The sequence below is a fragment of the Variovorax sp. PCZ-1 genome (genome assembly GCF_018413605.1).
GTDB lineage: Bacteria > Pseudomonadota > Gammaproteobacteria > Burkholderiales > Burkholderiaceae_C > JANMDU01.
Map to the genome: position 1 here is coordinate 111,723 of NZ_JAHCDN010000001.1, position 11,898 is coordinate 123,620.

Consider the following 11,898-nt stretch of genomic DNA (forward strand, 5'->3'; position numbering starts at 1 on the left):
GCCGCCATAAAACTGTGCGAACATTCAGGCAGTCCCAAGCACAATGGCCAAACTGTTTCAAGCCCAGTACCCGCAATCGCGCCCCCGGCGTGAGGTCTGGCTGGCCGTGGTGATGGCTCATCTGTTGGCGCTGTGGCTGATCAATATGTATTGGCCAGTGCAGCGTGTGATCAGTCAAGTGGTGGTACAAATTTTTCGCTCTAGCAGCTCGGCGGCAACAGACGCCAGCGCCAAAGCTGATAGCAGCGTCCAGCCTACAGCGCCTGCCACAGCCGCCGTGCCGCCCGCACTGAATGCACAGGCACAACAGAGGCAACGCGGCATCACCGCCCAGCGCAGACTTCAAGCCAGTCCTGAGCTCAGCATGCCCACGCTCACCGCCGAGCAAAGCACGCCGCTGCAAACCACGTCGCAATTGCCTGCCCTCAAGCCTTCGCGTAAACGCAGCCGTGTGGCCAGCCCGCGAGTAGAAACGCCGCGAGAAGCCGCTGCCGAGCTCGACACGCCGATCCGCGTGCGCGAAGAGCCGATTCTGGAGGCCACAGCTCCAGCGCCTTCTCCAGCGCCGGAACCATTGCCTGTGCCAGCTCCCACGCCTGTGCCCGCGCCAGCTCCTGCGCCAGTGCGCGTTACACCTCCGCCTGCCCCCGTGCCCCCGCCGCCCGCTCCAGTCCCACCACCCCCCACCCCAGTTCCGCCACCTCTCGCACCGGTGCCGCCTGCGCCAGCTCCCGTGCCACCCCCACCTGCGCCAGTCCCGTCACCTCCAGCACCCGTACCGCCACCCCCAGCGCCGGTTCCTCCACCGCCTGCGCCAGTGCCGCCGCCACCCGCACCCGTGCCACCACCGCCAGCGCCCACGCCCACGCCCACGCCTCCTGCGCCAGTACCTCCCGCTCCGGTTCCGCTGCCACCCGCACCCACGCCACCCGCTCCGACACCCGCTCCACGCCCGGTAATCGCTACCACGCCTGCTCCAGCCCCATCACCCGTGCCTGCCCCAAGTCCAGCGCCTGTCGTGGCTGTGCCCGCGCCAAGCACAGCTTCTAGCCCCAGCCCTGCGCCAGCATCCTCCCCAGTTGCAGCGCCGACTTCTGCGCCCACCAGCCCCACACGCGCGCCGACGACTGCGAGCAGCACAGGCCAAGCGCCACCGTCCACGCCAAACGCTGCCAGCCGACCTGGTACAGCCAGCCCCAGCACGGCAGGCAGTTTCGCTGTTGGCGCACAAGCAGGTAGTCAACAAGGCGCAACACAAGCTGCGGCTTCGGGTAGCTCAAGCGGGAGCACAACTGGCAACCCAGCCGGCAGTGCAACAGGTGCAGCCACCGGCTCAGCCACGGGTTCGTCCACAGGCGCAGTCGTGCCTACGCCTAGTGCAGGGCCCACTTCGAAGCCACCTCTCGATCTGCGTATGCCTCCCGCTGCTCGCTCGCCCTTTCCGTACACACCGCCCAATGCCCAACCTCGCCGCAGCATCTCTGAAATGGCCAACGAGCAATTGCGCCGCGATCGCCCCGGTAAGCTCGAAGAAGGCATCGACAGCGCTAAAAATCTCGACTGCACCAAAGATGCCGCAGTGCAGGGCGGCGAAAACAAAGTCAACGAATCCACCAACACGGCTGGCCTCATGAATATCGGCCCACTTTTGAAACGCACTCTCGAAGGGAAATGTGCAAAATGATCCTCATCTCATCCGCCCAAGCGCAGACCGTCGCGACTCAGCTTTCAACGCAGTTGAGCACAGCGACGCAAACTGTCTCAGCAGCAGCCCAGCAGGCCGCGCAACAAGCAGCCAACCCCTATGGCCTCGGCGCGATCTGGTCGCAAGGTGATTGGGTGGCCAAGCTGTGCTTGCTGCTCCTTGTCATCATGAGCGTCGCGAGCTGGGCGGTGATGGTGCGCAAATTTATCGAGTTACGGAAAACCGAAGCGCACATGAAAGAAGCGCATGCCGCGTTTGACAACATCACGACCGTGGGTGATAACTTAGACAAGCTAAGTGCGGACAACCCCCTGAAATTTGTGAACGAGTCGGGCGCAGATGCCGTGCGCCAATACGCAGCACTCAAGCCGCGTGTGGATTACGACACTTGGCTCATCCGCGCGATTGAAAGCGCCTTGAGCCGTGTGCAAACGCGTATGCAAGAAGGCCTCGCATTGCTCGCCACGATTGGCTCCACCGCGCCCTTCGTTGGCCTCTTCGGCACAGTCTGGGCCATCTATTCCGCCCTCGTAAAAATCGGTGCAAGCGGCCAAGCCTCGATTGATCGCGTGGCAGGGCCCGTGGGCGAGGCGCTGATCATGACCGCGATTGGCTTGGCTGTAGCCGTGCCCGCCGTGTTTGGCTACAACTGGCTGCTACGCAAAAACAAGCTCGCCCTAGAGAGCATGCGCAGCTTCGGCAGCAAGCTACACATTGTCTTGCTGGCTACAGAAAAAACGCAGATCGAAGAGAAGTAAATGGCCCTTTCCCTGCAAAACACAGACAGTGAAGACGACGGCTGGCTTGCCGAAATCAACACCACGCCTCTCGTGGATGTGATGCTGGTGCTGCTGATCATTTTCTTACTCACCGTGCCCGTGGTCAGCGCCAGTGTGCAGCTCAAGCTCCCCGTGCAAACAGCGCAGCAGCAAGACACCAGTGGCGATTACGTCATCATCAGCATCGATGCCGCAGGGCGCTTGTATTTGAACGACAACCCCGCACCCGATGTAGCCAGCCTGCAAGCGGCACTCGTGCCCGCCGTAACGCGCGATCCGCGCCCGCAGCTGCACATCCGCGCCGATGGCGATGCACCTTATGCAGCCATTGCCCCCATCATTGATCTCGCGCAGGGCATGGGCTGGCCGCAAATCAGTTTGCTCACTGAGCAATCACCGCAAGATCGCGCGACGATCAACACGAGAACTCGCCCATGAAGCTTTATCCATCCCTGTTGCATAAAGCAACGTCTGATGCTGCAGAAGCGCAGCCCATGGCCCTGATGAACACCACACCTTTGATTGACGTGATGCTCGTGCTCTTGGTGATGCTCATCATCACCATCCCTGTGCAGCTGCATGCTGTGGCACTCGATATGCCATCAGCCAGCAGCCAAGCTCAGCCAAAGCTCATACGCGTGCAAATCGATGCCAACGGTTTCGTGCGCTGGGATGGCGAGCTCATCAGCGATGTGGCCACACTCGATGCGCGCCTCAGCCAAGCCGCTCAGCTGCCCGAGCAGCCTGAGATCCACATCACGCCCGAGCCCAACACGCCTTATTCCTTGGTCGTCTCCATGATGGCACTGGCGCAAAAAATGGGGCTCAGGCAGGTCGGTGTGGTGAACTAATTACTATCTATTTGATAGCATTCCGCGCAGTATCTACGCCGCCAAACTGCCAAAAACACTTCAAAATTTAAGAGTGACGTTGCGCTAGGGAAAATACCAATCACCAAAACCGTTTTTGGAAGTGATACTTGCATCATCAAAACCGTTTTTGAACTGCAAAAGCACCATGTCGATCCAAGCCCTGGCTGATTCTCTCGGGATTTCAATCTCTACTGTGTCACGGGCGCTCAATGGCTATACCGATGTGAGTGCGGCCACACGCCAGCGCGTATTTGATGCAGCCAAGCAGATGAATTACTCGCCGCATCCTGTGGCGCATCGTTTGGCGACTGGCAAAACGGGCGCGGTGGCCATTGTCAATTCAGTGCGGCAAGGCAATTTGGCAGACAGCAGCGCAATCGTTTTGCACACGGGTGTGGCCGAGGTGCTGCGTGAGCACAAATACTTTGCCATGTCGCTGGGCATTCCGAACGATGACAACGAGCTGCCTGAATTGCACCGACTGCTAGATGGGCGCTTGGTCGATGGTGTGGTGCTCACGCGGACCCGCACCAACGATCCACGTGTGAGCTTGTTACAGGAGCGCAAGATTCCGTTCGTCACGCATGGGCGCACGCTCGACAACGCACCGCATGCATGGGTAGATACAGACAACGAAGGTGCATTTGAGCAGGCCACACAAGCGCTGATCTCACTCGGCCACCAGCGCATTGGTTTGATCAATGGCATGGCGCACATGACATTTGCCCATCTACGCGAGCTGGGTTTTAGAAAAGCATTGGCACAGGCGCACTTGGATGAAGGCGCTTGCCCAGTGCATTACACCGAACTCACAGCCGAGTCTGGCGCTCATGTGGCAAGTCAAATGCTGGCTTTACCGCAAAGGCCCACGGCCTTGCTCTGCGCGACAGATGCTGTGGCACTTGGCGCCATGCAGGCGATTCGCCAAGCTGGCTTACAGGTGGGGCGCGATGTGTCGGTGATGGGCTACGGGAACACGGAAGCCGGCCAGTATGCATCGCCTCCACTGGCCAGTATTGACCATGCACTGCTGGATAACGGCAAGCATGTGGCGCAACTGCTGCTGCGCCTCATGGCGGGAGAAAACGCCAACCAATTGAGTGTGCTGGAGATGGCCCATCCCATCATCCGCGCTTCCGTGGGCCCCTCTGTTCATTGAAGCCTTGAATTTTTTCTAACCCCAAGTGTTTTTTTTCAGGAGACTGTTGTATGAAACTCAAAAAACTATCCATCGCTGTTGTCGCCTTGCTAGCCTCGGCATCATTTGCACAAGTCAACGTGGTATCCACCCAGTTGCGCCCCGTGCAAGAAATTGAGAAAGTGCGAACGATTTTGGTCAAGGATGCCAAGCCCGAGATCAACTACATCGGCGAAGACCCGAACACCTACATGACGCGTATGCTCGCGGAATCGCAAGCCTCCACAGGCAAGGTTCACGTCACCATCGCGCTCGACTCTGAGCTCTCGCCACTGAACTCTGCTGGCGCGCTGCAAGACATTGATGATGTGATGAATCGCCTTTCCACATCGCGCGAGTTTTCTGGCTCATTCAAAGATCTGGCCAAGATGGGCGGTAACAACACACGCTTCATTCCTTTCCTCACCAACACCTTCCAGATGGCTGCGAATAAAAAAGCGCTGCAGTATCTGCCAGCAGGCGCCAACATCAACAACCTCACCTGGGCACAAACCATTCAGTGGGCAAAGAACATGAAAGCCGCCACGGGTGAAGACAAATTCGGTCTGCCCGGCGGCCCGACTGGCTTGATCCACCGCTTCTTCCAAGGCTATGCATTGCCAGCCTACACAGGCGGCGTGGTGCGCAACTTCAAGAGTGCAGATGCCGAGAAAATGTGGGCGGATTTGAAAGATCTGTGGACAGTGACCAACAAGCGTTCCACCAGCTACAACGCCATGGAAGAGCCTTTGAAAACTGGTGAAGTCTGGGTGGCGTTTGATCACACGGCTCGCCTCCTGCCGGCGTTGAACGACAAGCCCGATGATTTCGTGGCTTTTCCAGCGCCTGCAGGCCCGAAAGGCCGTTTCTTCATGCCAGTGATTTCTGGTTTGTCGATCCCTAAGAACACGCCTGATCGCGTAGCGTCAGAAGCCGCTATTGCTCACCTGACCAGCCCCGCAGTTCAAGCGAAAGCACTGGCTGAAGTGGGTTGGTTCCCAACAGTCAAGGCTGATATCGGTACACTGCCACGCGGCGTACAGGTTGCAGCACTCGGCGTAGGCCAAACCTTCTCCGCTCCTGGCGCACGTGGCGCATTGCTGCCCTCTGGCCTCGGCGCGAAAAACGGTGAATTCAACAAAGTCTTCATCGACAGCTTCCAGCGCATCATCGTGCGCAACGAAGATGTGAAAACCGTGCTCGCACAACAAGGCCAAGCCCTCGCTGATGTGATGAAGGAAGCCAATGCCAAATGCTGGGCACCCGATGCCAGCAGCGGCACAGCGCCTTGCCCCGTTCAGTAAACCGGGCTGAAAGATCCTAGAAACGCCAGCCCCTTGCTGAAAAGTAAGGGGTGATGCGAAAGCTTTCCCAAAACGCTGGAGCGCGAGCATGAACAAATCCGAACGCATCCCCTATGTCTTGATCGCTCCCAGCGCGATCTTCCTTGTCTTGCTCTTCGTTTGGCCGCTGGCTGAGACAGCCATACTCGCATTCAAAGGCGCAGATGGCGGATTTACCATGCGGCATGTCAACAAGATGTTTGGAGACAACAACTTCTCCACCGCCTTGAAAAACACCATGATCTTGGTGGCCATCATCGTGCCTGTGCAGATTTGCATCTCGCTGGCTATGGCGATGATGCTGCAGAAGATGGAGAAGGGGCGCATGACCTATCTCTACATCTGGACGATTCCTCTCGGCGTGAGCGATTTGGCGGCAGGTATTGCGTGGTTGGCGATTTTTACGGATCGCGGCTATTTCAATACTTTGCTCCAAGGCGTGGGGCTGGTCGATGGGCCCGTCACATGGCTGAGTTATCAAAATCCGATGGCGCTTTTTATTTGCGTGATCATCGCGGAAATTTGGCGAGCCACATCGATCGTGCTTGTGATCCTCGTTTCTGGTGTGCAGCTCATTCCCAAAGAATATGCAGAAGCGGCAGAAGTGTTTGGCGCATCGCCTTGGAAGCGCTTCTGGCATGTCACTTTGCCTTTGCTCAAGCCTTCGCTGCAATCCGCTTTGATTCTGCGCACTGTGCTCGCGTTTGAAGTATTTGCTGTGGTGTATGCGCTGGCTGGGCGAGATTTGCCTGTGCTCGTGGGAGAGGCCTACAACTGGCAGGGCGCGTATCAAAACACAAACGTCGCCTCGGCCTATGCGCTGTTCATCTTGGCGATTTCAATTGCTGCAACCTTGGTGTATCTAGTTGCCTTGCGCACCAAGCGCGAGACGCTGGCTTAGGGCGTGTTACCGATATTTATGGAGGCGCGAATGAGTGACAAAAACCGCCAATCTAGGCGCACAGCGACGGTAAGGCTGGAGCCTTACCTAGATGAGCAACGACGAGTGGCGGTTTTTGCCGCTCATTCCCGGAGGGTTGCGGCCAAAAAAGCCTCAGGCTGCGTTGCGAAGCCTTGCCGGCAAGACCCCGGCTGCAAACGTGACGCGATAGTATCCAGCGCCTTGCCTGAGACTTTTTTGACTCGCAACGCGCTCTCCATAAATATCGGTAACACGCCCTAGGAGAAGATCATGAATAAAAACGTTCGCCTGATCTACACCTTCGCTACCATCCTCGCGATCTGCTGGTTGATCCCGATCTACCTCATCACCATCAGCGCTTTCTCGCCGAAAGATGCAGCCACGGCTTGGCCAAAGAGCTTGTTTCCTACGTCGCTTACGCTGGAGACCATGCGCTACTTCTTCGGCGCATCCGGTATCTGGACGGCGGTGCTCAATAGTGTGGCTGTAGCCGCGATCACCATGGCTTTGTCTCTTGCTCTCGGTGCGCCCGCAGGCTACGCTCTTGCACGCTTTGATTTCAAAGGTCAAAATATTTACCGACTCTTGGTGGTGATGACGCGCGCTTTTCCGTTGGCAATTCTCGCTCTGCCCTTGGTCACACGCTTCATCAATGTGGGCTTGTATGACACATGGCTAGGTGTGGCTTTGGTACACACCGCTCTTGCCTTGCCGTTCTCGATTCTCGTTTCAAGCAGCTTGTTCATGGGCATCCCACGAGAGCTTGAAGAAGCGGCGTGGACTTTGGGTTGCACCAAAGTGCAAGCCTTTATGAAGATCGTGATGCCCATTGCCTTGCCCGGCATGGCCGCCACGATGATCTTCAGTTTCGTGATTTCGTGGAATGAAGTGTTTGCTGCCAGCGTGATGACGGTGAACAACCGCACGCTCACCGCCGCGCTCTTCTCCAGCCTTCAAGAAAGTCCCATGTATTTCAAATTCGCTGGCGGCTTCTTCTTGATCCTGCCATCCCTGATCTTCATCTTCGTCGTGCGCAAGTATTTGTTCTCGATGTGGGGTATTGCGAATCGTTGAGCCTTAGTGCTCAAAGAAGTGAACGCAAAAGACGCAAAAGTTACACAGAAAACGCAAAAGGAAATCCAATCATGAAGCCATTTGTAAAGTCTGCAATTAATTCGAATTTCCTTATGTATTTCTCTGCGCTTTTTGCGTAGTTTTTGCGTCTTTTGCGTTCCCCTCGTCGCACTTGGAAAGTTTCCTATGTCAGAAATTCAAATCACCTCCGTCCGTAAAGACTTCAAAGGTCATCAAGCCTTGAAATCCATCAATTTAGATGTCAAAGACCAAGAGTTTTGTGTCTTGCTCGGCCCCTCGGGCTGCGGCAAGACAACGCTCATGCGCATCATCGCTGGCTTGGAAACCGAGACCAGTGGCGACATCATGATCGGTGGCAAGCGCATGAATGGTCTTCCGCCTCGCGAGCGCAATATCGCGATGGTGTTTCAGAATTACGCCGTGTTTCCACACATGACGATTGCGCAAAACATTGGCTTTGGCTTGAAGATGAAGAAAGTGCCTGAAGATCAGGCGAAAAAACAAGTTTATGAAGCGGCAGAGCTGATGCACATCGAGCATTTGCTGGAGCGCTATGCTGGCCAACTCTCCGGTGGCCAGCGCCAGCGCGTGGCTGTGGCGCGAGCTCTCGCTGTGCGGCCTGATGTGCTCTTGATGGACGAGCCGCTGTCTAACCTTGATGCTTTGCTGCGCCTCGAAATGCGCAGTGAATTGAAAGGCTTGCTGCGTGATCTGAAGACGACCACGATCTATGTGACGCACGATCAAACCGAAGCGATGAGCTTGGCTGATCGCATTGCCGTGATGTATGGCGGCGAGATCGTGCAATACGACGCGCCACCCAAGGTTTATACCGATCCAGCAAGCAGCTTTGTGGGCGGCTTCATCGGCAACCCACCGATGAATTTCATCTCGAATGTGGAGACACAACGCGCTCTGGGCTTGAGCGCGCCTCACGCACAGGCCAAGACTTTGGGTATACGCCCTGAAGATTTGGAGCTGGCCAATGATGGTCTAGAAATCAACGCCAAAGTGGTGGAGATGCTCGGAGCATCCCAGCAGATCAACTCCAAAGCAGGCGATGAGCTGATTCGCGTGAGTGTGGCAGCCAACCCCATCATCGCGCCCGGCAGCAGCATTCGTGTACGCGCACGCGCCTCGCAAGCACGCTGGTATGACGCGCAAGGCAAATTGGTGGCAGCATGAATTTACCCGCAGTATCTAAAGAGCACAGCGCTGAAGAACTCACAGCGCTGGCCAAGCAAACTTTGGTGGCCAATGATCGCGGTGGCTATACCGTGCCCACGGCAGGCCTTTATCCCTTCCAGTGGAATTGGGATGCAGGTGTGACCGCACTGGGTTGGATGACCTTTGATCAGCAACGTGCCTGGGATGAGTTTCACAGCTTGCTGCGCGGCCAATGGCAAAGCGGTGCGCAAGAAGGTTTGATTCCCCACATCATCTTTCATCAAAATGCAGACAGTTATTTTCCCGGCCCTGATCAGTGGGGTTGTGAGGCAGATGGCTCAGTACGCAACATACCCACCACCAGCATCTGCCAGCCACCCCTGCATGCCACGATGATTCGCGCCATGCTCGATATGGGCGCTGATCCTGCAATCACTGAAAAGAATCTCAAGCCGATTGTGCAAGGTTTGGTGAAGCATCATCGCTGGTGGTATCGCTGCCGCGATCCGTTTGATACAGGCTTGGTGTTCAGTAGCCATCCCTGGGAATCGGGAATGGACAACTCGCCCGCTTGGGATGCGCCGCTGGCCAATGTGCCGCGCACGACGCGCGCCTACACCCGCAAAGACCTCGGGCATGTCGATAGCTCGATGCGCCCCACGCAAGAGTTTTACGACCGCGTGGTGTATCTCATGGATTTCAATCGCTCTGTGGCTTTTGATCCGATACGCATTGCCAAAGAATCGCCCTATCGCGTCAATGACATTTGCATCATCAGCATTTTGAATCGTGCGAGTCATAGCTTGGCGGGTTTGTGCGACCAACTGGGTTTGATGGATGCTGCTATATTTTTAAGAGCACGTTGCGCAATGACGGCGGCGGCAATCAGCCAATTATGGTCTGAGAAATTAGGGCAATATGTCTCCCGCAACGCGATCACAGGCGAGCTTTTGCAAGCGCCCACGCATGCAGGCTTCCTGACTTGGTATGGCCGCTTGGTGGAGCCTTCGCGCGATGCGCAGCAGCAAGCCACCTTGCTGGCTTGGCTGAGCGAAACGCCTTACGCCTTGCCATCCACGCGATCAAGCTACCCAGGCTTTGAGCCTGCGCGCTATTGGCGCGGCCCGATCTGGCAACACTTGACGACTTTGATTGCCGAAGGATTGGATCGCTGCGGACATACCGAGTTAGGCAAACGATTGCATCAATCCACCGCCGCATTGTTTGCCAAGAGTGGCTTTTATGAGTATTACCATCCCTTAACGGGGGCTGGTTTGGGCGGCGGTAGCTTTTCTTGGACGGCAGCGACGTACCTGTTTTGGAACTACTTGCATGACCATCAATTGCATTTACAGGACTTGCGAGCTGCATAATCTGCGGCATGAATTCACTCCACGCCTGTGTTGATATTGGCGGCACAAAAGTCGCCGTTTCTTTGGCCGATGCGCAATCAGCCGCCACCCGCACATTGCATGCGCGTATTGCCGAACCGACGGCCAAAGAGGGCGCAAACGATGCGCTCGCTCAGCAAATCCTGCGCCTGATCGACGCGAGTCTGGCGCAGATGGGTGCACTGCGCAGCCAAGTGCAGAGCGTGGGCATTTCAAGCTGCGGTCCATTCGTCTTGAACCAAGGCCTGGTGGAGCTGGCAGCGCCCAATGTTTGCGGCGGCTTGGCGGGCAAGGCACGCGGTTTGCCCAACGATTGGCAAACCGCCTTGCTGCAAGCGCCTATCGCCGCGATTTATCCGAATGTGCGAGTAGAAAACGATTGCATTGGTGCGCTGGAAGCGGAGCGGCAATGGGGTGCGCTGCAAGGCATGAGCCACTGCGCGTACGTCACTTGGAGCACTGGCATCGGTATGGGTTTGTGTGTGGATGGTCACGTATTGCGTGGCAAAAATGGCAATGCTGGCCATGCGGGACATATGTTTGTGAGCGACAACAATGATGCGCTGTGCGGCTGCGGCAATATTGGCGATCTGGAAGGTTTGGTGGCTGGCAATGCGATGGAGAGGCGCTTCCGAAGCGATGCCGCTACTATTTTTATAGCTGCTCGCGCAGGAAATACGCCGGCTAAAGCCCAAATCGAGTCTGTATCGAGAGATATGGGCAGAGCGCTTTACAACTTGATCGTGACACTTGATCTGCAGCGCATCAGCTTAGGCGGCAGTGTGTTTTGGCACAACCAAGACATGCTCTTGCCTTTGCTGCAGCGCGAGATTGATGGCAAGCTGCCTTCTCTCACGGATGGCTGCGAGCTTGTGCCAGCCGGCTTGGGTTTGCAAGTCGGTGATTTTGGTGCGCTGGCCTTGACGCGAGCCGCAGCGAGCGCCGCGTGACAGCAGATCAAGTCATCGTTTGGCAAGGCATCGTCAAGGCCGGCCATGGCGTGGCTTCAGGCCGCACTGCAGGCACGAGCGCCAATCCTTATCCGCAAGGCTCGATTGCGATGCAAGCGCCGTTCTTCAAAGCGCTGGGCTTGGATTTATCAGATTGCTTTTCTGGCACGGTGAATGTGGATATCTCGCCGCAGAGCTGGCAATTGCTCAGCGCAGATCATTGCTTTGAGCATCTGCGCTGGACGCACTTGCATCCACCCGAGACCTTTTCTTTTGCAGCGCTAGAAGTGCAATGGCAAGGTGCTTGGCATGCAGGCTGGCTCTACTATCCGCACCCGGAAACCAAGCAAACACATTTTCAAAGTCGCAGTGTGATGGAGCTGATCTTGCCTGAGCTTGCAGGATTGACAACGGGCTCGGTTTTGCAGTTGCGTGGCTCTGCGCTACGGGTGCAATTGTTGCAACCCTCCTCGCATTGATCACTGGATACTATTAAA

The 11,898-nt window shown here is 56.6% G+C and carries 12 protein-coding genes; all 12 read left to right on the plus strand.

Annotated elements, in window-relative coordinates:
• The first annotated feature begins 43 nt into the window (after positions 1-43).
• The 12 genes from KIH26_RS00610 to KIH26_RS00665 all read left to right on the plus strand — a co-directional run bounded on the left by KIH26_RS00610 (position 44) and on the right by KIH26_RS00665 (position 11,880).
• Entirely contained in the window at positions 44-1,684 is a 1,641-nt protein-coding gene (locus tag KIH26_RS00610) for a hypothetical protein (RefSeq protein WP_213441447.1), read from the plus strand.
• Positions 1,681-2,463 carry a MotA/TolQ/ExbB proton channel family protein gene (locus KIH26_RS00615; protein ID WP_213441449.1) on the plus strand — a complete coding sequence of 261 codons (783 nt, stop codon included), beginning with the start codon at positions 1,681-1,683 and terminating at the stop codon, positions 2,461-2,463. The genes KIH26_RS00610 and KIH26_RS00615 overlap by 4 nt, the downstream gene beginning before the upstream one ends.
• The gene (locus KIH26_RS00620) at positions 2,464-2,922 is read left to right on the plus strand and encodes an ExbD/TolR family protein (protein WP_213441450.1); all 459 of its coding nucleotides are present in this window, start codon (positions 2,464-2,466) and stop codon (positions 2,920-2,922) included.
• Positions 2,919-3,335: an ExbD/TolR family protein gene (locus KIH26_RS00625; protein ID WP_213441452.1), complete on the plus strand. Its 417-nt coding sequence runs from the start codon at positions 2,919-2,921 to the stop codon at positions 3,333-3,335. The genes KIH26_RS00620 and KIH26_RS00625 overlap by 4 nt, the downstream gene beginning before the upstream one ends.
• 166 nt (positions 3,336-3,501) lie before the next feature.
• Positions 3,502-4,515, plus strand: a complete 1,014-nt coding sequence (locus KIH26_RS00630) for a LacI family DNA-binding transcriptional regulator (RefSeq protein WP_213441454.1) — start codon at positions 3,502-3,504, stop codon at positions 4,513-4,515.
• A gap of 50 nt (positions 4,516-4,565) precedes the next feature.
• Positions 4,566-5,837, plus strand: coding sequence for an ABC transporter substrate-binding protein (locus KIH26_RS00635; protein ID WP_213441456.1), 1,272 nt, complete (start codon positions 4,566-4,568; stop codon positions 5,835-5,837).
• An 88-nt stretch (positions 5,838-5,925) separates the two neighbouring features.
• On the plus strand, positions 5,926-6,777 hold the full coding sequence (locus tag KIH26_RS00640; protein ID WP_213441458.1) for a carbohydrate ABC transporter permease: 852 nt from the start codon (positions 5,926-5,928) through the stop codon (positions 6,775-6,777).
• A gap of 291 nt (positions 6,778-7,068) precedes the next feature.
• A complete protein-coding gene (locus KIH26_RS00645; protein ID WP_213441460.1) occupies positions 7,069-7,872 on the plus strand; it encodes a carbohydrate ABC transporter permease in 804 nt (267 codons plus the stop codon).
• Positions 7,873-8,058: 186 nt separating this feature from the next.
• Entirely contained in the window at positions 8,059-9,078 is a 1,020-nt protein-coding gene (locus tag KIH26_RS00650) for an ABC transporter ATP-binding protein (RefSeq protein WP_213441462.1), read from the plus strand.
• Positions 9,075-10,433, plus strand: a complete 1,359-nt coding sequence (locus KIH26_RS00655) for an MGH1-like glycoside hydrolase domain-containing protein (protein WP_213441464.1) — start codon at positions 9,075-9,077, stop codon at positions 10,431-10,433. Before KIH26_RS00650 ends, KIH26_RS00655 begins: the two co-directional genes overlap by 4 nt.
• 8 nt (positions 10,434-10,441) lie before the next feature.
• On the plus strand, positions 10,442-11,401 hold the full coding sequence (locus KIH26_RS00660; protein ID WP_213441466.1) for an ROK family protein: 960 nt from the start codon (positions 10,442-10,444) through the stop codon (positions 11,399-11,401).
• Positions 11,398-11,880 (plus strand): hypothetical protein, encoded by a 483-nt coding sequence (locus tag KIH26_RS00665; RefSeq protein WP_213441468.1) that lies wholly within the window; start codon positions 11,398-11,400, stop codon positions 11,878-11,880. The genes KIH26_RS00660 and KIH26_RS00665 overlap by 4 nt, the downstream gene beginning before the upstream one ends.
• The last annotated feature ends 18 nt before the right edge of the window (positions 11,881-11,898 follow it).

Bases quoted from the DNA above. Each gene is read 5' to 3' on its own strand.
- KIH26_RS00630 (WP_213441454.1), top strand. From the start codon at position 3,502: ATGTCGATCCAAGCCCTGGCTGATTCTCTCGGGATTTCAATCTCTACT.
- KIH26_RS00620 (WP_213441450.1), top strand. From the start codon at position 2,464: ATGGCCCTTTCCCTGCAAAACACAGACAGTGAAGACGACGGCTGGCTT.
- KIH26_RS00645 (WP_213441460.1), top strand. From the start codon at position 7,069: ATGAATAAAAACGTTCGCCTGATCTACACCTTCGCTACCATCCTCGCG.
- KIH26_RS00650 (WP_213441462.1), top strand. From the start codon at position 8,059: ATGTCAGAAATTCAAATCACCTCCGTCCGTAAAGACTTCAAAGGTCAT.
- KIH26_RS00660 (WP_213441466.1), top strand. From the start codon at position 10,442: ATGAATTCACTCCACGCCTGTGTTGATATTGGCGGCACAAAAGTCGCC.
- KIH26_RS00655 (WP_213441464.1), top strand. From the start codon at position 9,075: ATGAATTTACCCGCAGTATCTAAAGAGCACAGCGCTGAAGAACTCACA.
- KIH26_RS00625 (WP_213441452.1), top strand. From the start codon at position 2,919: ATGAAGCTTTATCCATCCCTGTTGCATAAAGCAACGTCTGATGCTGCA.
- KIH26_RS00635 (WP_213441456.1), top strand. From the start codon at position 4,566: ATGAAACTCAAAAAACTATCCATCGCTGTTGTCGCCTTGCTAGCCTCG.
- KIH26_RS00610 (WP_213441447.1), top strand. From the start codon at position 44: ATGGCCAAACTGTTTCAAGCCCAGTACCCGCAATCGCGCCCCCGGCGT.
- KIH26_RS00640 (WP_213441458.1), top strand. From the start codon at position 5,926: ATGAACAAATCCGAACGCATCCCCTATGTCTTGATCGCTCCCAGCGCG.
- KIH26_RS00615 (WP_213441449.1), top strand. From the start codon at position 1,681: ATGATCCTCATCTCATCCGCCCAAGCGCAGACCGTCGCGACTCAGCTT.